Annotated in this window: 26 protein-coding genes; 18 read left to right on the plus strand and 8 right to left on the minus strand. The window is 38.9% G+C overall.

All coding sequences use genetic code 11. The features are described 5' to 3' along the window. Positions 1 to 95 precede the first annotated feature (95 nt). From AOC35_RS03420 to AOC35_RS03440, 5 genes are read left to right on the plus strand one after another with little or no spacing between them, the layout of a single operon-like run. The gene (locus AOC35_RS03420) at positions 96 to 866 is read left to right on the plus strand and encodes a COG4705 family protein (protein WP_108645782.1); all 771 of its coding nucleotides are present in this window, start codon (positions 96 to 98) and stop codon (positions 864 to 866) included. A 42-nt stretch (positions 867 to 908) separates the two neighbouring features. Next, positions 909 to 1,484, plus strand: coding sequence for an energy transducer TonB (locus AOC35_RS03425; protein ID WP_159077459.1), 576 nt, complete (start codon positions 909 to 911; stop codon positions 1,482 to 1,484). A gap of 14 nt (positions 1,485 to 1,498) precedes the next feature. Continuing rightward, positions 1,499 to 2,266 (plus strand): MotA/TolQ/ExbB proton channel family protein, encoded by a 768-nt coding sequence (locus tag AOC35_RS03430; protein WP_245898408.1) that lies wholly within the window; start codon positions 1,499 to 1,501, stop codon positions 2,264 to 2,266. 16 nt (positions 2,267 to 2,282) lie between these two features. Further along, a complete protein-coding gene (locus AOC35_RS03435) occupies positions 2,283 to 2,699 on the plus strand; it encodes an ExbD/TolR family protein (protein WP_108645784.1) in 417 nt (138 codons plus the stop codon). A gap of 2 nt (positions 2,700 to 2,701) precedes the next feature. Then, positions 2,702 to 3,121 carry an ExbD/TolR family protein gene (locus tag AOC35_RS03440; protein WP_108645785.1) on the plus strand — a complete coding sequence of 140 codons (420 nt, stop codon included), beginning with the start codon at positions 2,702 to 2,704 and terminating at the stop codon, positions 3,119 to 3,121. Positions 3,122 to 3,513: 392 nt separating this feature from the next. Here AOC35_RS03440 and AOC35_RS03445 read toward each other — a convergent pair whose 3' ends face one another. The 3 genes from AOC35_RS03445 to AOC35_RS03455 form a co-directional block, all read right to left on the minus strand. After that, positions 3,514 to 4,695: an IS481 family transposase gene (locus AOC35_RS03445; protein ID WP_108645786.1), complete on the minus strand. Its 1,182-nt coding sequence runs from the start codon at positions 4,693 to 4,695 to the stop codon at positions 3,514 to 3,516. 218 nt (positions 4,696 to 4,913) lie between these two features. Next, positions 4,914 to 5,033, minus strand: a complete 120-nt coding sequence (locus AOC35_RS15645) for a type II toxin-antitoxin system HicA family toxin (RefSeq protein ID WP_211307468.1) — start codon at positions 5,031 to 5,033, stop codon at positions 4,914 to 4,916. Continuing rightward, the gene (locus AOC35_RS03455) at positions 5,026 to 5,229 is read right to left on the minus strand and encodes a HicB family protein (protein WP_108645780.1); all 204 of its coding nucleotides are present in this window, start codon (positions 5,227 to 5,229) and stop codon (positions 5,026 to 5,028) included. Before AOC35_RS03455 ends, AOC35_RS15645 begins: the two co-directional genes overlap by 8 nt. A 230-nt stretch (positions 5,230 to 5,459) precedes the next feature. Here AOC35_RS03455 and AOC35_RS03460 point away from each other — a divergent pair, with 230 nt between their 5' ends. From AOC35_RS03460 to AOC35_RS03485, 7 genes are all read left to right on the plus strand, one after another. Continuing rightward, positions 5,460 to 5,684, plus strand: a complete 225-nt coding sequence (locus tag AOC35_RS03460; RefSeq protein ID WP_108645787.1) for a DUF433 domain-containing protein — start codon at positions 5,460 to 5,462, stop codon at positions 5,682 to 5,684. Beyond that, the gene (locus AOC35_RS15895) at positions 5,665 to 5,721 is read left to right on the plus strand and encodes a hypothetical protein (RefSeq protein WP_425440636.1); all 57 of its coding nucleotides are present in this window, start codon (positions 5,665 to 5,667) and stop codon (positions 5,719 to 5,721) included. Before AOC35_RS03460 ends, AOC35_RS15895 begins: the two co-directional genes overlap by 20 nt. 32 nt (positions 5,722 to 5,753) lie before the next feature. Then, complete coding sequence (locus tag AOC35_RS15900) at positions 5,754 to 5,948, plus strand: hypothetical protein (RefSeq protein ID WP_425440637.1); 195 nt, start codon at positions 5,754 to 5,756, stop codon at positions 5,946 to 5,948. A 199-nt stretch (positions 5,949 to 6,147) separates the two neighbouring features. Further along, the gene (locus AOC35_RS03465; protein WP_108645788.1) at positions 6,148 to 6,561 is read left to right on the plus strand and encodes an HI0074 family nucleotidyltransferase substrate-binding subunit; all 414 of its coding nucleotides are present in this window, start codon (positions 6,148 to 6,150) and stop codon (positions 6,559 to 6,561) included. Next, positions 6,554 to 6,874, plus strand: a complete 321-nt coding sequence (locus AOC35_RS03470) for a nucleotidyltransferase family protein (protein WP_108645789.1) — start codon at positions 6,554 to 6,556, stop codon at positions 6,872 to 6,874. Before AOC35_RS03465 ends, AOC35_RS03470 begins: the two co-directional genes overlap by 8 nt. Before the next feature lie 254 nt (positions 6,875 to 7,128). Next, positions 7,129 to 8,616 carry a DUF1254 domain-containing protein gene (locus AOC35_RS03475; RefSeq protein ID WP_108645790.1) on the plus strand — a complete coding sequence of 496 codons (1,488 nt, stop codon included), beginning with the start codon at positions 7,129 to 7,131 and terminating at the stop codon, positions 8,614 to 8,616. A 602-nt stretch (positions 8,617 to 9,218) separates the two neighbouring features. Further along, on the plus strand, positions 9,219 to 9,626 hold the full coding sequence (locus AOC35_RS03485) for a BLUF domain-containing protein (protein ID WP_108645792.1): 408 nt from the start codon (positions 9,219 to 9,221) through the stop codon (positions 9,624 to 9,626). Between the two features lie 128 nt (positions 9,627 to 9,754). Here AOC35_RS03485 and AOC35_RS03490 read toward each other — a convergent pair whose 3' ends face one another. Then, positions 9,755 to 11,029, minus strand: a complete 1,275-nt coding sequence (locus AOC35_RS03490; protein WP_108645793.1) for a M20/M25/M40 family metallo-hydrolase — start codon at positions 11,027 to 11,029, stop codon at positions 9,755 to 9,757. A 320-nt stretch (positions 11,030 to 11,349) separates the two neighbouring features. Between AOC35_RS03490 and AOC35_RS03495 the strand changes: the two genes are divergently transcribed. Next, positions 11,350 to 11,529, plus strand: a complete 180-nt coding sequence (locus AOC35_RS03495; protein WP_108645794.1) for a hypothetical protein — start codon at positions 11,350 to 11,352, stop codon at positions 11,527 to 11,529. Positions 11,530 to 11,706: 177 nt separating this feature from the next. On the opposite strand, the gene AOC35_RS03500 is transcribed toward AOC35_RS03495, so the two are convergent. The 4 genes from AOC35_RS03500 to AOC35_RS03515 all read right to left on the minus strand — a co-directional run bounded on the left by AOC35_RS03500 (position 11,707) and on the right by AOC35_RS03515 (position 15,924). After that, a complete protein-coding gene (locus AOC35_RS03500; RefSeq protein WP_159077460.1) occupies positions 11,707 to 12,921 on the minus strand; it encodes a type II toxin-antitoxin system HipA family toxin in 1,215 nt (404 codons plus the stop codon). Further along, positions 12,902 to 13,162 (minus strand): helix-turn-helix domain-containing protein, encoded by a 261-nt coding sequence (locus AOC35_RS03505; protein WP_108645796.1) that lies wholly within the window; start codon positions 13,160 to 13,162, stop codon positions 12,902 to 12,904. The genes AOC35_RS03500 and AOC35_RS03505 overlap by 20 nt, the downstream gene beginning before the upstream one ends. A 99-nt stretch (positions 13,163 to 13,261) precedes the next feature. After that, a complete protein-coding gene (locus tag AOC35_RS03510; protein ID WP_108645797.1) occupies positions 13,262 to 14,458 on the minus strand; it encodes a DUF1501 domain-containing protein in 1,197 nt (398 codons plus the stop codon). An 8-nt stretch (positions 14,459 to 14,466) separates the two neighbouring features. Beyond that, positions 14,467 to 15,924 (minus strand): DUF1800 family protein, encoded by a 1,458-nt coding sequence (locus AOC35_RS03515; RefSeq protein WP_159077461.1) that lies wholly within the window; start codon positions 15,922 to 15,924, stop codon positions 14,467 to 14,469. Between the two features lie 220 nt (positions 15,925 to 16,144). Between AOC35_RS03515 and AOC35_RS03520 the strand changes: the two genes are divergently transcribed. The 5 genes from AOC35_RS03520 (at position 16,145) to ggt (ending at position 21,630) form a co-directional block, all read left to right on the plus strand. Then, positions 16,145 to 17,155 (plus strand): ketopantoate reductase family protein, encoded by a 1,011-nt coding sequence (locus AOC35_RS03520; protein ID WP_108645799.1) that lies wholly within the window; start codon positions 16,145 to 16,147, stop codon positions 17,153 to 17,155. A 28-nt stretch (positions 17,156 to 17,183) separates the two neighbouring features. After that, positions 17,184 to 18,161, plus strand: a complete 978-nt coding sequence (locus AOC35_RS03525; protein ID WP_159077462.1) for a Bug family tripartite tricarboxylate transporter substrate binding protein — start codon at positions 17,184 to 17,186, stop codon at positions 18,159 to 18,161. 241 nt (positions 18,162 to 18,402) lie between these two features. Further along, positions 18,403 to 18,786, plus strand: coding sequence for a cupin domain-containing protein (locus tag AOC35_RS03530; protein ID WP_108645801.1), 384 nt, complete (start codon positions 18,403 to 18,405; stop codon positions 18,784 to 18,786). Between the two features lie 154 nt (positions 18,787 to 18,940). Continuing rightward, a complete protein-coding gene (locus tag AOC35_RS03535) occupies positions 18,941 to 19,765 on the plus strand; it encodes a phytochelatin synthase family protein (RefSeq protein ID WP_108645802.1) in 825 nt (274 codons plus the stop codon). Between the two features lie 32 nt (positions 19,766 to 19,797). Continuing rightward, the gene (gene ggt, locus AOC35_RS03540) at positions 19,798 to 21,630 is read left to right on the plus strand and encodes a gamma-glutamyltransferase (protein ID WP_108645803.1); all 1,833 of its coding nucleotides are present in this window, start codon (positions 19,798 to 19,800) and stop codon (positions 21,628 to 21,630) included. Positions 21,631 to 21,766: the final 136 nt, after the last annotated feature.

The raw sequence follows: 21,766 nt of genomic DNA on the forward strand, positions 1-21,766 counted from the left end.
AGTACTTTCCTACCCATTTCTTTATTTCCTCTATCTTTCCTATTCTCAGTTGCTCTAAAAGTTGAATAGGATTTTTTATTTAAAAGGCACACTGCATGAAATCTTTTCATAACCCCCTTATTGATTTGAGATATTGGGTATTAATTAGTTTAGCGAGTATTTTTGGAACCAATACAGGAGATTTGGCCGTTCGTTGGTATAAACAAGCATCTGATGTTATGGGATTGCCAATTCTTTTTGGCTTAAAGCATTTAGGGCCTCTACCAATCTTAGTTGTTTTATTTGTAGCGTTATATTTCATTGAAAAATTGGACTCAAAAAAAATCGAATTATATTTTTGGACCGCAATTATCATCATTAGAACAGCTGCTACGAATATTGCGGATTCATTAAACGATGATGTACTAATTCCTGTTGTAACGACCATCTCAATTTCAACAATTTTGTTAGCTATTGGTGGATTTATATGGCAAAGTCAAAGACAAAAACCAATTGAGGGTTTCTTTACACCAAATAGTAATCATTTTTATTGGGGAATGATGATTATTGCTGGAGTTTTAGGAACTTTAATCGGTGATGAGTTAGCCCACGCTTTTGGTTTACAAATGTCCTCACTTGTCCTGTCGGTTATCCTGCTCGGAATTATTACTTTGGGTTACAAGAAGTTCTTAATTTTTACTGGCTTTTACTGGTTTGGTATTGCCTTTGCTAGAATCGCTGGTACCGCTGTTGGTGATTGGTTAGCCAAAAGTATAGTAAAGGGTGGCGCTGGCTTTGGTTTACCTCTAGCAACTTTATTTAGCGGTTTGGTCTTTATAGCTGTTGCAACTCTATGGAAGACAAACAAAACTAAGGCAGTCAATTAATTTATGAGTTTTTTACAGCCCAAAAAGAGTAAATTTCGTTATTTGACAATCATAACAATTGCTCTTTTTATACATGCATTAATTATCTGGTTATTCACTTCTGGGCTCGTGCAAAAAGTATCTGCTTATATTGAACAGCCAATGAATGCGAGCTTAATTGAAGAGGTAAAACATTTACCCAAACCAGAAACTCCTAAGCAGAAAATTGTGCCAAAAGTATACGTTGCTAAGGCGGAGGTTGAGCAACAATCTATTCCTTCCCCAGTTCAAGCAACCATTGCACCAACTCAAAACCAAGCAATCCTAACTTCTGCGCCAAGTTCTCCTTCCGCTACCATCGTTAATCTTGCAAGGATTGATATGAGTGGAGGATGTCAGAGACCTGAATACCCTGAGTATTCTCGAATTGATGGTGAGCAAGGTTCTGTCACTGTGGGCTTTTTAATTGCCGCAGATGGAAAAATTAAAGAATCTAAAATCATTACTAGCAGTGGATTTCGTCGTCTTGATACAGCAGCGAGAGATGCATTTGTATTGTGTAAATTCCAACCAGGCACGGAGGATGGTCGTGCGGTCGAATCATGGGCAAAAATCAAATATACGTGGCGTTTAAATTAAATAAGGATAATGAAATGAGAAGTCGCATCACTCGAGTTATATCGGTAAATTGTTTATTAGGAATGATGTTTTTAGGAAATACATTTGCAGAAGTAGTGAACCCCGAAAACGCTGATACTGTTACAAATCCCTACGGCCTAATGTCAGTAATTAACCAAGGAGATTGGATCGCCAGAATTGTTTTACTCATACTTTTAATAATGTCTTCAGGTACTTGGATAATTTTATTAATGAAGTACTTAGAACAAAGCAAATTATTTAGTAATGCGCGGAAAACACGCCAAGAGTTTTGGTCACAGCCAAGTCTTGAATCTGCATTGAATGGTCTGGACGCAGATAGTGCCTTTCGTTATGTGGTAGAAATGGCTATGACTGCAAAGAATGAACACCATGGTGATTTAGCAACTAAAGTTGCATTGAATACATGGATTGAGATGTCTTTTAATCGTGCGATTGATGAAATCCAAGCAAAACTTTCAGTGGGTTTGGCGTTCCTTGCCACTGTGGGCTCTACGGCACCATTCGTTGGCTTATTTGGAACAGTTTGGGGAATTTATCATGCACTAACCGCCATTGGTATTGCTGGTCAAGCCTCCATCGATAAGGTTGCTGGTCCAGTTGGTGAATCATTGATTATGACTGCTCTAGGTTTGGCGGTAGCAGTTCCAGCCGTTCTAAGTTACAACTGGTTGGTTAGAAGAAATAAATCGGCAATGGCTCAAATTACTTCTTTTTCAGCAGATTTGGAAAAAGTCTTACTTGGTGGAACAAAACCCGCATAATTTAAAAGAGTAAGAAATGATAAAACGGTTAGTTGAAAAAGAAGAAGTCATGGCAACAATTAACACTACACCTTTAGTGGACGTAATGTTAGTTCTACTAATTATTTTCTTAATGACTATTCCTGTTGCGGTACAAACCCATTCAGTGATATTGCCCAAGGAGGTTAACCAAATCAGGGTCACCAAACCTGAGGATATCAATATCTCTATCAATCAATCCGGCAAGATCTTTTGGAATGATTACCTGATCAAAAATGATAGAGAGTTAACCGACCGATTGAAGGAAATATCTTCAAAAAGACCTCAGCCTGATGTTCATGTTCGTGGTGATAGAGAAGCAGAATATGAAGCTGTAGCAAAAATTTTATTAGCTTGTCAAAGAGCTGGAATTTCTAAAGTGGGTTTCCTTACTGAACCCCCGCCTAAAGGATAAATATGGCTTTTAATCTTCATTCGAACGACGATGATTTGTTGATGGAAATCAATACTACGCCATTAATTGATGTAATGCTAGTTTTATTGGTAATGCTAATTATTACTGTTCCACCCCAACTGCATGCCATTAATATGAATATGCCAACAACGACTACGGCGATAGAAAAAACACCTACTGTAATTCAAATTGATCTTGATGAACAAGGACGCTTATTTTGGAATTCCCAGATGGTTAGTCGGGATGAATTAAAACAACGCTTAATTATTTTAAAAAATCGTGAAGAGATATCTTCAGAGTTTCATATTAAGCCTAGTAAAAAGACACACTATCAGTACTTGACGGCAGTGCTGTCTGAGTTACAAGGGTTAGGATTTACCAAAGTTGGCATTATCGGTAATGAGCGTTTTATTCAAGATTAGTACAAAGAGGAATGATATTTTGTAATTTGAATTACTAAATTTCTTATTTTCTTAAAACAAAAGAGCTTTAGAGATTAGTCAGGATATTTTGTTCTATCCTTAAGAAGTTTCTTTATCTTTTAAGAAAGTTTTTTAAAAGATGGCAGATCATTTACAACTAAATTTAAAGTGTTACTGTAATAGTTACTTAAGTATTAATCTATACACAGTTGCGTGCACATTTTTTAAAAAATTTATAAACTATTGAAATAATTGATATTTAATACATCCGTAAACACTTCTAAGCCGTAGGTCGCACGTTCGAATCGTGCTGGGCAGACCAAAACTGTAAGGTATGACCCGGTCACATTGTTTACACAATGTACCGGGCACATACTTTACACTTTTTCCGATCACATCCCGATTACTTTGGGACCAAAAGGATTCTCAATAGCACTCACTTTTCGAGATTCCATATCAAAGTAACCTATATCGTAATCCATAAAACTCACCAACCATACTTCTTCTTCCACCTGTCGAAGTCCTACATCATGTCCGGCAAAGACGGTACTGAGATGGATCTTCTTGTTATCTAAACAGATTCGACCACACGTTGTTACCGTTACGGTCTTGTCATGGAAGGGATAGGCAACATCTGGCAGTCCTTCATATTTTCTAGTGGATGGCTGATATAAATCAGCCGGCCTCTTCATCCCTAGGGCATGATGGGGTCGTTCATAGTTGTACTCTTGGATGAAGTCTTCGAATTTATCTTGTTGTTGGAGAAGGTTCATCCCAGGTGGTTTGGTGGTAGCTTGTTTCAGCGTCAGATGCATCCGCTCATGTCGCCCATTTTGCTGGGGATTACCAGGCTTAATGCGTTCAATACCAATTCCTAAACGCAACCACCACACCGATAAACTGCTCAGACCATAGAGTGCGTTTGCGCTAGCAAACGGCACGCCATTATCGGACCGAATACTATTCGGTAGGCCATATTCTTTAAATATCCGTTCAAACACGGTAAAAGCTTGATCTTGTTGCGTACTCTCTAACCCTTCGCAGCAGATCAAGAACCGCGTGGAATAATCAGTGATGGTCAGAGGGTAGCAGTACTTCTTATTGCCCATCATGAACTCACCTTTGTAATCGGTACACCACAAAGCATTAGGTTGCTGAGCATCAAACAGAGCTGTTCCTTCTAATTTAGGGTGGCGCCTTTGACGCTTCTTCCTTACTAAGCCATGTCGGTCAAGTACAGCATGAACGGTACTCTTAGCGGGTAAAGTTATCTCTGAGTAATGGGTGTGGATTCGTTCTCTAATCTTTGGGGCACCCCAGTTTGGAAACTCTTTTTTGAGATTAACTATCAATTGTTCGACTTGAAATGGCAGTCGATTTGCTTGTCGAGAAGGTTTTCGACTGCGGTCATTAAACCCATCTAACCCTGACTCTTTATAACGATCAATTATTTTATGACCGGTCACTCGAGAAATACCAAACTCTTCACACAGTCGAGAAATCTTCTCACCATCTAAAAAACGAGACACAAATTTAAGCTTTTCATCCATCTTCGTACTTTCATTCCATGGCATAAGTTGGCCCTCCTTATGCCTAAAACTGTAAAGTATGTGTCCGGTATAAAGTGTAAAGTATGTCTCAGGTCATACATAAAGTATGTCTTAGGTCATAAACCTAGTATGCTGAAAAACTAATCTAAAAGTGCTTTTTGAAAATCTTCTGCTGATACTTCAGCTTGGCGTAGTAAGCCGTTGACTGTGCCAACTTTTACTTCTTTGTGGTTTGGTACAACTCAACCTTTTCCACCACGTTTCATCATAATATGGCTACCGGATTGTCTTGCTACTTGAAAGCCTAATTTTTCTAAGGCACGAATGATATCTTTGCCAGAGAGGCCTGGAAATTTAGGCATGTGCTAAGTCAAAAGTTGTTACTAATGGATGAACATTGAAGGTCATTGGGAACTCCTCTAAATAAAGAGAGGTGGCTTCTTTTAAATTAGCAATTGCCTCATCAACAGTTTCACCTTGAGTAGTTGTGCCAGTTTCAGGATTTAAGGCAACATAACCCCCTTCTTCAGCAGGACTTAATATAGCGGTTAGTAGCATGAGATACTCCTCTTCTTAATGAGTTTATTATGCACTCAAAGATTGAATTGAGCAAATGATAGCCTTTTAGATAATAGGTAATTATCCCCACGGTATAAGAAGCCCAAGTTCCCACGTTCGAATCGTGCTGGGCAGACCAAATTAGGATTTCAAAAACCATAAACCTACAATTATTAATTGAATGGTTTTAAAATCAATAGCATAGACAAATAAACTATCTAGGAAATGCAATGGCAAGTTTAATCACAATTGATCCTGCAGTTTGTCATGGAAAGCCTTGTATTCGAGGCATGAGATATCCTGTCGAAGGTATTCTCGAATGGTTAGCAAGTAGCATGACAATTGAGGATATCTTAGGTGACTATGAGGATCTTCAGCGTGAAGATATTTTGGCTGCTTTGGCCTATGCTGCTCGCTTAACTCGTATTAAAAGAGTTGAACGCATCGCTGCATGAAATTTATAAAAAAATCTCACGTCAGACATGGAGTTAACTGAATTTGCAGTCTCCCAAGGTTGAATCGTTATCAGTAAAGACGATGACTTTGTGCAGGCTTATTTGATCAACGGAGAGCCATCTTTGTTACTCATTTCAACGGGAAATATTAGCAACCTCGCACTTGAAGTCTTGATTAAATCAAATCTACAGTTAATATCAGATGCTTTTTTACAAAGTCGTTTCGTAGAACTAACTTTCAACTCGATAGTTATTCACGAGTAAAGTTTGGGTTTGCGGCAAGACAAGCCCAAGTTCGCACGTTCAAATCGTGCTGGGCAGACCACTAAGCCAATGGTATGACCCGGTCACATTGTTAACACTTCTTTACTCTTTAAATCCTTAAAGTTACAAGTTCTTTTCAGTTAGTTTAATAAGGTTCAAACCAACTAGTTTAAAATAAGGTTGATGAGAAAAATTCCATATGCCGACTGATAAACTTTACCTAACTCCTTTAGAGAATGCACTTGCAAGACTTCAAGAGGGCTATGCACGCTATCGAAAAGATATTAAAGATAGCCAAATTCGGGATGGATTAATTCAAAGATTTGAGTTTACTTATGAAATAAGCCATAAGATGCTAAAACGTTTTCTTGAAAGAACTGCACCCAATCCTGAGCAGTTTGACGCAATGTCGTTTGCTGATTTGATCCGAAGTGGCAATGAGCAATCCTTACTTTTAAGTGATTGGAGTAAATGGAAGATATTTCGAGAAATGCGAGCAAAATCAAGTCATACTTTCGATGAAGGTGTTGCCCTAGAAGTTATAACTGTAATCGAAGACTTTATTAGAGAAGCAACAGTCCTTTTAGAACAACTTCAAAAGAGAAATGTCTAAAATATATCCACCGATCGAAGTTAGTTCTTCAGAGTGGAAAATTATTGAAGAAATTTTAATCACATTTGCCCCTAATCAAGAAGTGTTAGCCTTTGGCTCACGAGCAAAGTTTTTAGCAAAGCCATATTCCGATTTAGATCTTGCTTTAAAAGGTGAAATGCCTTTAAATTTGAGTTCAGTCGTCGATCTTAAAGAAGCTTTTTCTAATTCAGACCTTACATTCAAAGTTGACATAGTCCAGTGGGAAAATATTTCCGAGGCTTTTCGAGAAATCATCAGTAAAAATAGTGTTTTGATTAAAAAATCCCGATAAGGGTCTGTACCGGGCAAACACTTTACACTTTTCCGATCACATCCCGATTACTTTGGGACCAAAAGGATTCTCGATAGCACTCACTTTTGAGATCAGTTCAATCAGTTATTTTCTATTTTTTCTCATTGCGTTTGCTTCGAACTTTTACCTATTTTTAGAAAAATTTCTTGATATTACAAAATTAAAACTCATCTAAAGCGTTAATTTGTCTATGCTAATATTGATTTCAATATTCTTATAAGAAAGCCCAACGCATGACAAGTATAAATTTTTTAAGATTTGAAAAATACAAAATAGCACTCACTCTAGCAGTGTCTCTGACTCTCATTTATCCTTCCTTTGCTAAAGAGCTTCCCACTACTGGAACAATTAGTACATCAATTGGTAAGCTGAGTATTAAAAATGGCTACCCAACAGAAAACACTTCACGCAAGATTTATGATGAGATTGATTCACAAAGAGCTGCACAAGCATACCTTTGGGCATTGCCTCTAATGGGAATGGTGCAGTGGCAATCCGAACAGAAAAATAAGTTTGGGGCTAGCAATTTAGATTACGTTGATTACTTAACATTTCAAGATAAGCTAGGGTTACTAACTGCAAATGCAACGACACCCTATGTAATGGGTTTTCCGAACTTAGATCAATCTGGACCTTTGGTGATGGAAGTACCTCAAGGAGCTACAGCGGGCGGAGTTACTGACTTTTGGCAAAGACCTTTAACTGATTCAGGGCAAACAGGACCAGATAAAGGGCGCGGTGGAAAGTATTTGATCTTAGGGCCTAATGATCCAGACATAAAGCCTGAGGGATTTTATATTGTCCGCTCACCAACATCTAATGTATTTATTGGGCATAGAGCAGTAGATCCTGATCAAAAAAAAGCTTTAGAGGCAATTGCTGGTTTACGTTTGTATCCTTACAGTCAGCGTGATAATCCTCCTGAAACACGTCATATTTCTCCTGCTGGGCGCAAGTGGAGTGGAGTTCAGCCAAGGGGCTTAGCTTATTGGGAAGGGCTCTCAAGGGTAATCAATGAGGAGCCGGTCCTAGAGCGTGATCGAATGATGCTTGGTATGCTAAAGCCACTGGGTATTGAAAAAGGGAAGCCTTTTAATCCTACTGAAAGGCAAAAGAAAATCTTAATAGATGCATCGCAAGTGGGTGAAGTGATGGCTCGTACTATTGCGTTTGATAAACGTTTTGAGGGAGTTCGAATTTGGACTGGTAAGCAATGGGAAATGTCATTGTTTATGAAGGAGACTAATCAAGAAATTCCAAGCAGCACACAGCTTGATGAACGCGCATCTTGGTTCTATGAAGCCGTTGGCGTCTCTGAAGGAATGATGGGACGAACCGTTGGCGCTGGACAAGTCTATTTAGAAAGTACAAAAGATCATCAGGGCAAATGGCTAGATGGAACGAAGTCCTATGTTCTTCATGTACCGCCTAATGCTCCCGTAGTGCAATTTTGGTCAGTTACAGTATATGACAATGAAACACGCTGTTTTGTTGATACAGGAGTGCAACCTGATCGATCTTCGCGTGATGCAGTCACTAAAAATCCAGATGGATCTATCGATCTTTATTTTTCACAAACGCCGCCAAAAGGTAAGCCAGTGTCTAATTGGATAAAAACAATTCCAGGGAAGGGTTGGTTTGCTTATTTCAGACTTTATGGTCCAACCCAAGAGTTTTTCGATCGCACATGGGTATTGCCAGATATAGAATTGATGAGATAACTGTGACATCTTTAGTGAGAGTCTTCAAAGAGAGTTGAAGATTCTTACGTCAGTCTTTCTAACACAGAGACTTATTTTGGATTGTATTATTGACTAGCTTTCTAACTGTTATTCAGGGTTAAAACGACGGTGTTAAAGATTGAACTACTAATAGAATTTATGGTTATTCTTTCGGCTCCTATCTTTCATAATTTCTATCTTTGGAAATACAAAAAAGTGGATAAGAAAGAGCTGATTAAAAATATCAAGGTATTCTTTTTTCTTTACGCCATCCTCGGATTAGTTGCATCAGTACTGGTGTTTAAATAACAAGGACCTTTAGGATGGATACTTAATTTAAAACACCCATACTCAATAGGGTCGATTATTCAAGAAATCAAAGATCGTTATGTGGTGTAAGGACGCTGACAATACTGAATGTTATGAGGCTCCGTTGTTTTAAGAAATAAACTTGGCAATACTGATTAACTATAACTTGAAGCATTCGATTCAAATATTTTATTCTCACACGTAATTGAAATGTTCAGCTTTCTATATCAACTAGGGTTTCCCATACTAGTTTTAATCTGAGATAAGAGAAGAATGTGTAAAAGGCCTTTTATATGAATCTCACACAGCTCATTTATGTTAGTAAAGCAACCCAATTAATGGGGATGCTTTCTTTGACTCAAATTTTAGACAGCTCAGTAAGGTGGAATGAAGCTCACGAACTTACGGGAGTTTTGTTTTATGACAATGGACATTTTTGTCAATTATTAGAGGGTGACAAATATGAAATTTTGAGTGTCTGGGAGAGAATTAGTTCTGACCCAAGGCATCAGATTCTCAGGCGTCTTGAATTGAGCTCGATTGAGAAAAGAAGCTATCCTGACTGGAAGCTTCGATTTTATGGGGCAGAACAAATTGCCAAGCACTTCAAAGAAATGGCGAAGGTATTGGACGGAATGCCTAATCATGATAATGATTTATTGAGACTGATGAAAACAGTCTCATCAAATGAGCCCATTTGAAGCATGACGATCTAGTTAATTTCTTTTACCCTAAGCCTTTGTTTGGCGCTCTTCTGAAACAGTTGTCAGGGACTTTAAAAGAATAAGATTTGAATTAGATAATCTCTTTTCTTCAAAATAATAGATATTTATTTAACTTTGCCAGTAGAAATATCCATAATCATCTTGGTCAGCAAATACATTCGAGGCGCAATCGAATCAATTAATATGTACTCAGCATCATTGGAGTGCGCACCAAAACCTCTAGCGCCAAAACGCTCTAAAACTGCGTTTTGATTATTTAGACCAGCGAAGGCTGCATCTGTTCCACCACCTTCAGCTTGAGTACTAAAACTTAAATCTAAGCCAAGGTCTTCTTGATAAATCTTCTTGGCATAATTTGCTACCACTAGCCCTGCAGGATTTGCTTGTAAAGGGGGGCGACGGCGTTCAAAGTTAAATTCAACTTTGGTCTCAGGAATGAGTTTATTGTTAATACGAGCAGTGACCTTGGGTTCAATACTATTAAAGTCGTCGACCCTTAACACACGAACGTCAGCATTTGCAGTTGCTTTAGCCGGAATAACATTTCGGTTGGTTCCGGCCTGAGAAATAGTCCAATTGAACTTCACACCGGTTGTAGGATCAGACAAATCACGCATTTGTAGGATTTGATGTGAAAGCTCATAAAGAGCATTACGGCCTTGTTCAGGGGCTGAACCAGCATGAGATGCTTTGCCAGTAACGGTTAAATTAACGGCTCCAATACCAGCTGTAACAAGGGAAATACGATCAAACGCAGCCAATGAGGATTCACAAGAAAAAGTCACATCATGTTCAGCGCCTAATTTTGTTAAGGTAGATCTTGATGCAGGTGAACTGATTTCTTCATCGCCATTGATAAGTACGGTGATCAATCCATAATCGTTAAAGTTATTGGCTTTCAAAACCTTAAGAGTATGCAGAATCATCGCAATACCTTGCTTGTCATCTGCAATGCCAAGGCCATAAGCACGGTTACCATCAATTCTAAATTGTTGATCAGCCAACATACCGCGCAAGTAGACAGTATCCATATGCGCAATCAGTAAAATTTTCTTAGTGCCAGCTCCTCTGAATTGGGCGTGTACCATTCGACCAGGTCGAGTTGGAGTATCAAACATTTTGTAGGTATCTGGACCTGGCTCTATAAACTCCACCTTACCGCCTATGATCTTGAGATTTTCGGCGATAAGAGCAGAGATTTTGTCGAGACCCTCACGATCTCCGCTACCGGACTCAATCGATACCAAGGATTTGAGAGTGTCAAGATAAGGAGCAGCTTCTTTTTTAACTGCTGACATCACTGGCTCAGATGGAGCAGATAGAGCAAGAAGAGGAACACTAAGTAAAACTAAAATTAAGTTACGGGTTAGCGTATTCATGGGTTAACTCAATATAGTTAATAATTGCTTCATGGTACTCTGATTTTTTTCAATCGTAAAACAACATATTTTGCCTGACCCTATGTAACATGTGCATTGATTTCATTTTTTTCATTTTTTTCCTTTCCTTTCCTTAAACATAGTCGTATGCCCTAGCTAGAGCCCAGTCGTTTACTATAAAAACGATGTTCGGTTGAATAGGGGTCATAGCAAATTTCTCGGGACGTTTGCTAATAATCGTTAAACATTTCGCAACGGTTAATCCACTAAAGTTCAGAGTATGTCAAAATATTAGAAATTTACAATTTCTAGGGGTGATTATGAGCAAACTTTCGAATAATTTATGGTGGAGCTTGACGGGTTGGATAATAACTCTTGCTGGCTTAATGATTTATGTTCAAGGTTATAAGCCGATTTTATTTGGTATTGGAATTCTAATTGTGTTTTATCGGATTATCATTGCCTCTGCTGAAGAGTACGACACCAAAATAACACATTAATTATTTATAAAGTTATTTGATCTATTTTATTTTAAGAAGGCCGTTGAACCTTGGTTGGTGATGGCTTTGAATCCTTCAATTTTAGCCTTTGCAATTTTTTTCAAACTAGTTCAAATTTTCATGTCATTTTGCTTAATTTTTTTGATGAAAAGTTGATTTAAATAAAGATTTCGATTTTCAAAGGTTCATTGATTCAATACCATCCTGAAATACTTTACAAAAGTGTTCCATGGGCTTTTCAAAGTCCGGATGAGATTGAGTGAATGCATTCATGTCGAGTATTGATTTACTTACCCCTTGTATAACCCTATCAAATATGGAATTGACAGATGCTTTGGACAGACCGCACGCTTGTCTTCCAAATTGAATCAATTTCTGGTAAGACGGATACTGTTTTGATCCATTCAGCTCCAAGGCTAAAACGTCATGAGGCTGGTATGGTTTGGTTGACAGCATATCGTAAATCGGTGCAAGGCGTACGTCACTATCTGGGTGACTATAAAGTACACCAAAGTTTTTCAAATGCGCATCACCATTCCTAATGATGCATGCAAGTACCACAGCACCAAAATAATGAGACATCGAATCAGCCTGATGTTCAGGTGACACAAAAAGCTTAATGCGCTCAGCTAACTTTTCATAAGAAGATTCGTAACGACCGCTAGATCGCATTCCGCTGAGTACACAAAAATCTTCGAACCCCAAATAAGTTTGGTTAAATAGATCAAAACGCTCCACTACTAACATTTTGCGATTTTCTGATAATAGAACTTTCGCAGTTGGTAACCCCGCATATCGAGATGCGGCCATACAAAAAAATTCATTGGCTGCGAGTTCAGGATACTCACGTGAATCAAAGCTTTTGACAATATGCGTTGCACCTCGATGTTTAAGTCGGTTTAGTGGCTGTCCATTATCATCACGAATCAATACTTTTGGTTGCATACCTGAAATACCGGAATACTCGGCAAAACGGCCCAATAAATCATGAAATAAATCTTCAGCACCAGTATAAGACAGGAGATTGCTTACACTTTGTGTTGGTACTTCTTCAAGTTCGTTCCCCGTTTGGGCATAGCGTAACCTACCAATTTGGGATTTACCAACAATCTGTAATAAGGATAGAGCATCAAAATTTGGTATTACTTTTGAAAACATTCGTTCCAGCTTTTCTCTTAATGCTCCTTCTGGTAAATTCATTTCGAAGATTGGGTGTATCGTTCCCATTGAGTCGTAGGGAGCCCGTGCAACGGGCATCGATAATGACACTGCAAAATTCGATTTGCATTCCCGTTCGTAAGTAAATAAGAAGGTATCTTCTTCCATGTCGCTGCGAATAATATCCCCAGCTAACGTATTAGAAGCAAATACACTAATCTCGTTTTTTTGCATTGTTTTCTTTCCGTAACTCTTGCAGGGTTGGATATTTTCGGCGAGGTGAGACATTTATTTCAAGACCAAGCACTGCACACAACATCATTGTTTTGCGAAATCCTACCTCAGCAATTTTGCCAGTCTCTATCCCAGAAATCGTGGCTCGACTCATCCCTAGCGACTTACCCACTGCCTCCTGACTCAATCCTTTACTTTTACGGGCTTCTTTGATTAATGCACCAATTTCATTTAGTTCCATGCACTAAATATAATGCAAAATTAAATAATTATCAATAGTTGCATTGTATTTAATGCATTAGGGTTTTATTTTATAGCCTGATTTTTTGCTTTTGAATCACTAAATAAGCTGTCCCCACCTTATGGCCTGATTTAATACCTCTTGGTAGGAAGTCGTGACATCTAAATCTACTCCACGATCTAAATCTTTTTCTGTTAATCCTGGCCAGCGTCCCATTACCTTATTTTTTGGCAAGTTACTACCCATGACAAGCGCGAGACTACCATGACCATGGTCAGTCCCATTACTGCCATTACTTCTAAATCTTCTGCCAAACTCAGTGAGAACTACTAAAGTATAGTTTTGCTGTTGCGCTTGTAAGTCTTCATCAAAGGCTTTCAGAGCTTGGGTTAATTGACCAAGTACATTATTCATCCTAAAGGGTTGACCTTCATGCATATCCCACCCACCATGGTCTACCCATGCATATTGAAGAGGTACATGGGCATTTAAGAGCCTTGCAATAGATCTAAGGCCTACACTTGGGTTATTGTTTGCATAGGGCGTTTTACCTTGAGATTCATAAGGTTTGATTTTTTTAAAATCAACATTGATTGAAGGATCAAGCGATTTTTGGATATTGAATAAAAGGTTTAGGGTTTTTTGAATAGGTTCCGATGCAGGATGACTTTTATCAACTTTAGCTAGCTGAGAGAGAATTGCTAAATTGGGTAATCCACCAGGAAACTGAATACCATTTTGTAGATCGCGAATGGCTATGGCTGGAAGATTTCCTTGCATTGATCGGGGAAGATTTGATCCCCCAGCAAATAAAAATGAATCGGGATTCAATTTCCCAGAAGCAATGCGGGTCATCATTCCTAAGGAATCTGGCAAATGCTGAAGCTCACTGACTCCTCTTTCCATCATTTCTTGTGCTTCAAAGTGCGATCTTGTGCCATTAATGATGCCGGTTGCTGGCCATGGCACTAGTCTTCCTGAGAGCATTAGTTCAGACAGAGCACTTGCTTGTGGATGCCAAAATAATTTCGTGCCATCCAGTAATACTGGGTTTTCAGTTGGTGCAAATAAAAGCTGCGGTGATCTTGCTGCAATAAAATTGGGGTCCTCAAGTGGCGAGAGTATTCCTAACCCATCAGCACCACCTCGTAAAAAAACAATAATCAATGGGCCGGTTTGTTTTATCGATTGAATTTGGTCGGATTTTTCAGCTAAAGCATATTGATTGATCCCTCCCAGTAGAGCGGAGGATATTCCCAAGTGAGTAGTTGTATTGAGGAATTCTCGTCTGTTCATATGTACTCCTAAATGACTGTTTTCGGTAATACAACTTCGGTTTGAAAAGTCGGAGTACAGGCCAAAAGCCCAATCATTTTACGAACCACTTCAGGATTATTGGCTTTTTCATTTGGGCTAATTTTTCCAAACTTGAACATTTGATTCCTTAGGTCGGGACGTTCTTTTCCAAATAACTTTTTTTCCCAAAAGCCCAATAAAACTTGAAAAGATGCATTAGAGCCTATCTCTAAAAAGGGGTCAAATTCTCCCGTCTGCCACCAATTTTCAGCAAGGCCTTGAATCAGAGAAATCCTTTCTTTTACATAGCCTGGTGAAAGAATTTCAACCATGCTATCAGGTATCCCCTCAGGACTTGGCCAACTATATGGACTAAAGCCTGCTCCTTCGATACCCCTTAGAAATCCTTCATCATTAAATTTGAATGGTATGTTCGCAACAGAGATAAATTTACTCGCTAAACGAATGGGGGTCATGATTTTTTGTTTATCACTATCGGGGATTAAGGAAGCCTCTTTAACTAAATGATTAAAAATATTCTTAAGCTGATTAGCGTTTGATTTTTGGTTCAAAAAAAGTGCAGCGGTACTATCAACTAATTTTTTTGGAGGTGTGTCATTAATAAACCGCCTTACTAATTTTTCAGCAATGTGATGGGCTGTTGCAGAGTGGAAAGCACAGATATCCAATACTTTTCTACCATCTACCATTGAGCCGGAGTAGGAAGGGAGTTCTATGCCAAGAACTCTTTTTTGATAGTTGTCATGCCGTAACTCCACATAAGTAAAGTCACCTGTCTCTGGAAGCTTTTTATTATTTCCAATATTTGAGCCGTCATTTACAGTCCAGCCAGTAAAAGCTCTTGCAGCCTCGTAGACATCCTCATCAATATAGCCTGTGGCGCTACCTTCTAATGCCCCAGGAACTTTTTTCCAATCAGAATAGATGCTATTGAGATAGGCCTGCTTACCAAAGGTATGCAGTTCAAACAGTTCCCTTGCAAAATTTTCATTGGCACTACCTGCCCTAGATGAACGATTATTTAAGTAATACAACATGGCAGGATGGCAAGCGACAGCCTCTAGCATTTCGCGAAAGTTTCCCCAACAAAATTTACGGATCACCTGTTCTTCCCAGTGAGGTGAAAACGCACCAACGTTTAGATCATTACCAAAGATAGAAAAATGATCTCTCCAAAAACTAATCCAGGCCTCTTCCCATGGTTTTGGGGTGGTGATATTACGCATGATGATGCTGACTACTAGCTCTTGACGTGGACGGCTTCTCTCCGGGTTCGGAATAGTGTCATTTCCCCCTGTATACGTAAATAAAGTTTGTAAATCTGCATTTAATAAAGTGAGAGGGCGTTTCTCATCGACAGCGGGGTAGTCTCTCCCATCTCGAAATTTGCCCGCTTTGTATTTCACCTTAATGAAGGTTTCACTTGGGTTAAACGAAATTTTCACATTATTTTCCATAGCTCAATATTAAATCTTAAATCTTAAATTCTGTTAAAAATCCTTGAGATTGGATTGATTTTTCCTATTTTGTGAATTGAATAAATAAACTGAATCACCATACATAAGATTTGACTTCTTGATAGGGAGATTACGGATTGCTTTTAGTGAAAAAGAAATTTAAGGTGAGTAAGTTGTATCAAAATTAATAATCTTAAAAAAATAAAATATGAAAACTCTAGTTTATGGAGCGGGGGCAATCGGTAGTTGGTTAACTGCCGAGTTAACCAAGGCTAATCAAGATGTATGTGTTTTAGCAAGGGGTGAAAACCTTCAGAATTTACAAGCCAATGGTGTGACCTACGGTGAAATGGGTGGTGAGCAGTTTCAGGTACCTATTCGTTGCATTTCGCCAGAGTCGAATGAAAAAAACTTCGAAACTATTTTTGTTACGCTGAAGTCAATGCAAATCGCGGCTGCAGCCGAGGATATCGTCGCTAGACTGGCACCGGGTGGTTCAATTGTGATGATCCAAAATGGCTTACCCTGGTGGTACTTCAGTGGCATTGACTCCCCGTGGAGTGGTAGAAGCCTCGAAACTTTAGATCCAGACGGTTCTCTTACAAAAAATATTCCAATTGAGGCGATTGTCGGGGCAGTCATTTTCAGACCTGTAATTAAGGTCGGTCCTACTCATTATGTTCTGCCCAAAGTTCCTAAGTCATGGTTATCGATTGGTGAGGTGGATAATCAAATTCGACCTAGGCTATTTGAAATTGAAAAACTCGTAACTTCTACCGGATTTGGTGTTCAAGTGGTTGAAGATATTCGAAAGGCAAAATGGCAGAAATTACTCAGAAACATTGTTTGGAACACGCTTTGCACAATTGGACAGTCTCCTCCTGGTCGGTATGAGGCGCACCCCTATGGTTCGGAAGTCGTTCATTTGATCATGCATGAGAGCTTGGCAATCGCCAATCAACTAGGGATTCATCTTGAAATAAATCCTGCGAGCGAATTGCTAAGTGCCAAGGGAGATTTTCGTAATAATCCATCCATGCTTCAAGATATTAGAGCAGGTCGACCACTTGAGAGCGCTGCGATCATCAAAGTAGTAATTGAAATGGGTGAAATTTTAAATATTCCCACACCCACTTTGCGCATGATTTGTTTGTTTTTAGATGTATTAGATCAAACAGCACAGGCAGAGGGTGGATGTATTCGGGTGGTAGGTAAATAATCTTTTATAAATTTAAAGAGAAATAATGATGAAATTAATGAAACGGTTTCTGACAATATTCACTGTAATTTGTTTTGGGTTTGGTTTGAATGTATGTCTTCAGGCACAAGAGTATCCAAATCGGCCCATTAAAATTGTGATCCCTTATCCTCCTGGAGGACCTTCTGATATTGTGGGTCGTCTACTTGGTCAAGCTCTGAGTGAAAGTTTAGGAAAACCAGTCATTATTGAGAGTAAAGCTGGTGCTGCAGCAAATATTGGTACGCAATATGTTGCTAGGTCTAATCCCGATGGTTATACACTTTTGTTGGTGAGTAGTAATCTCGTGATCAATCCTAACTTGTACGCCAATCCAGGTTATGACGTCATCAAAGATTTTGCTCCAATTATCATGCCAGCTGGTTCACCAAATTTGATTGTGGTTCACCCAAGTTTTCCTGCTAAAAATATTCAAGAATTTTTAGCTTTAATCAAAGCAAATCCTGGTAAATATGACTTTGCAAGTCCTGGTGGTGGTTCTGGCCCACATCTGAGTGCAGAGTTGCTTAAATTGAAGTTAAATTTGAATATGCCACATATCCCATTTAATGGAGGTGGACCTGCACTTCAAGCAGTTTTAGGTAATCAAGTGCCAATTGCTTTTTCTACTTTGCCGCCAGCGATGGCCCAGGTCAAGGCGGGAAAATTAGTTGGAATCGCCTTTACCAGTAGCGCAAGATCACCAGCTCTACCGGAAATCCCAACTTTGGTTGAGTCTGGAGTCGCTGAAGTAGAAGGGGAGACCTTACAATTCATCGTTGCTCCTGCTGGAACGCCAACGGCCATTATTCAGAAACTGAATTTAGAATTTAATAAGGCACTTTCGAATCCGGAATTGCAAGCGAAGTTGATTAGCGCAGGTTATTTTGTATATAACAATTCCCCAGAACAAACTGCCCAGAAAATACGAATGGAGCTTGATAAGTGGGGAACGGTAATTAAGGCAGGAAAGATTAAACCTGACTAATTTTGGGCTTCTTAGTTGGATAATCAGTCCGCTTAAACCTGTGGTTAGCTGTATTTGACTAAGCGATTATTAGAAGTTAGAGTTTTAATCAGGTGGTTTTAATAAAACTGATGGGGATATTCCCTACTAGGCGATTGAAAATAAAATGGTTATCTTAGAGTTTAGATCTCAAATTTAGCCAATTGACAAATAGTAATTGAAACTCTAGGCGAGATGAATTACATAATAAGGGAGAACTGAAATGAAAAAATTATTAATCTCATGCCTATTAATTGGCATTGCAGGTTTAGCTATTGCTCAACAAGCAGGATTTAAAAGAACGCTCTTACAAACACAAGATTTAAGTGTTTCAGAAAAAGTAGTCGTACAAGCGGTAGCTGAATTTGAACCAGGTGTTGCTGCTGGTCGCCATACTCATCCCGGAGAGGAGATGGGATACGTCTTAGAAGGCCAAATAGAGATTAAAATTGATGGTCAGCCTTCAAAAATTGTTCAAGCGGGTCAAACCTTTTTTATTCCTAACGGATTAGTTCATGACGGCATCAATACAAGCTCAGGCAAACTGAAGGTGTTAGCTACTTATGTTGTTGATAAGGGTAAGCCAGTTGCAACTCCAGCTAAGTAGTTTTTCATTGGAAAAAAGTCTTTAAGTGTTCAGATTCAGGTACTTTAGTTCCCACTGATGTACCTTATTGTTCCAAGCTAGAGCATTTACTTGAAATTTGGCCAAACAATGGCATATGATGAAGTAATGTCTACAAATTCCATTTAATCAAATAATGAAGCCGTTTAACAAATTTACCTTACTCAGCTTTTTCATTGTTATTGAATTATTTGGTTCTATTTGTATTCGAGCAAAGGAAATTGATCAGAGCCCACCTTCTATCGAAGAGAAGCAAAGTCTGGTCATTCCCTTTCAAAGTGATGAAGGCCTGCAAAGACTGATTCGATCCTCAGCTAAGTCAGATTTTGCATTACTAGCAAATCAATTTGAAGCGCAATCTAATAGAGCGTTTTGTGGACCAACTACTGCTGCAATTATTCTGAATAGTGTCTTTGCAAAGAGCTCTTCTCTCCCACGAGATAATAGCCGTATTCAAGCAGTTGACTTAAAAAATCTGAATCCAGGATTTGATCTAACTGTTGCTCGTTTTACCCAAGAAACAGTGATTCAAAAAGGCCAAAAAACTCGTGCTCAAATCTTGGGCGAACCCATGTTAATCAATGGCAAAATGATGCGTGATGGTGGATATCAATTGCGTCAATTTGATGAGATGCTTCGAGCGAACCAACTCAAGACAAAATTAATAGTAGTTGATAACCAAATGGAGCTTAATGAGGTTCGCCAGGATTTTGTTAAAAATCTGCAGACGTCTGGTGATTATTTAGTGGTTAATTATCGACGTGAAGAAGTGGGACAATCTGGCGGTGCTCATATTTCTCCGATAGGCGCTTATGATGCAGCTTCAGATTCGGTGTTAATTTTAGATGTTAATCCAGCTGCTCATAGTTGGGTATGGATACCATTGTCTTCATTATTTAAAGCCATGAAAACCTTTGATAAAGTCGAAAATAGAGGTTACGTCCTAATTGAGGCACAGTAAATCATTACTAGGACTGGAATATAAGTTTAAAAATGAAAGAACCTTCTTTGTTTTCAATACGGTCGAGAGTTTTTGCGACTCTAATCACTTTTAGCCTTTATTTCTCTCCTCTTTCTGCTCAGGTTAATAGCTCACAAACCTTTATTCCAGAACCAGAGATGTTTTCTGGGATTGTTGATAAGAAAATAGTTTCTAGTAAATCAATGATGGTGGTTACAGCAAATGCTTATGCCTCTGAAGCTGCTTATGGGATATTAAAAAATGGTGGTAACGCAGTTGATGCCGCAATTGCAGCTTCAATCATGCTTACACTTACCGAACCAAATGCTACCGGTATTGGCGGTGGTGGATTTTTAGTACATTACGACGCCAATAATCAACAAATCAAAACGTATGATGGTCGAGAAACGGCACCTGCATTAGCAAACCCTGAACGTTTTCTTTTGGCAAGTGGTTTACCAATGATGTTTGAAGATGCAATAACAAGTGGTAAATCTGTTGGCACGCCAGGAATTTTAAAGATGCTTGAACAGGTACATCAAGCTCATGGAAAGTTGTCTTGGAAAAAAGTCTTAGAACCCACAATTAGGCAAGCTTTAAAAGGTTTTGTTGTATCCGATCGTTTACACATCTTAATTGACAAAGATCCATACTTAAAGAAGAATCCTGAAGCACGAAAATATTTTTATGATGAGAAGGGTCAAGCCCTTCAAGTAGGAACTCTGCTTAAGAATCCAGTATTGGCTAAGGTTCTTTCGGAAATCGCAGAGCATGGTAGTCGGGCTTTTTACGAAGGATGGATCGCAAAAGATATTGTGCAAGCTGTTCAAATGACTGATCGACCTGGAGACTTAAGTGAACAAGATCTCTTGGCATATCAATCTAAGGAACGAGGCGTCCTCTGTAACAGCTACCGGAGTTTCAATATTTGCGGGATGCCACCACCATCCTCTGGCACATTGGCAATTTTACAAATGCTCGGTATTTTAGAATCTTTTCCAATGTCAGACTATCCTGTAAACACTTGGCAAGCAGTCCATTTATTTTCTGAAGCGGGGCGATTGGCGTTTGCAGATCGTGATGAATATATTACAGATCCAGACTTTGTTGTGCCACCAATTCATGGCATGTTAGATGCTAATTATCTAAACAAAAGAAGAGAAACTATTCGTTGGGATCAATCTTTAAAGAAGGCTTTGCCTGGAAAGCCAGAGGGGGTTGTTGCGGAGTATTATCCTGATAGTTATTCAGAGCCGGCTGGTACTAGCCATATTTCCGTCATTGATTCATTAGGTAACGCAGTATCTTTAACCAATACCATTGAATCCCAATTCGGTTCGCGCATTATGGTGGATGGATTTTTGCTAAATAATCAATTAACGGATTTTTCATTAGTTCCGGCGGTGGATGGCAAAAAGGTAGTTAATCGTGTTGAAGCAAATAAACGCCCAAGAAGTTCCATGGCACCATTATTAGTATTCAATCAAAAGGGTGATCTCATTATGAATTTAGGCTCTGCAGGTGGTAGTGGCATTATTAATTATGTTGCCAAAACACTAGTTGCCTATATCGATTGGCAGATGAATATACAAGAGGCGATTAGTTTGCCAAATTTTGGTAGTCGTAATCGCGAAACCGAATTGGAGCAATCAGGAAATTGGAGTCCGATGATTAAAGACTTAAAAGATCGAGGCCATCTGATTCGCTACTTTGATTCTCCAAGTGGATTGCAGGGCATTACTAGAGGCTCCAATACGAGTGAGGGTCGATTTTCCTTGCAATATTTAAATCCAAGTAATCCTAAAGACTGGGTTCTTTTTGGTGGAGCTGACCCTCGGCGTGAAGGAGTTGTGCTGGGAGATTAAAATCGAATCTTGAAATAGGGCTTTTCTCTAAATTAAAGCATTGAAGTTTTTACCTGCGCTAATAAATTGAGTAAACTTGACGCTGTGATTCAATTTGATGAACTACAGAATTAATTATTTTTAAAATACGGAGAAA

This window comes from Polynucleobacter rarus (assembly GCF_003072505.1).
In the GTDB taxonomy this organism is placed as follows: domain Bacteria; phylum Pseudomonadota; class Gammaproteobacteria; order Burkholderiales; family Burkholderiaceae; genus Polynucleobacter; species Polynucleobacter rarus.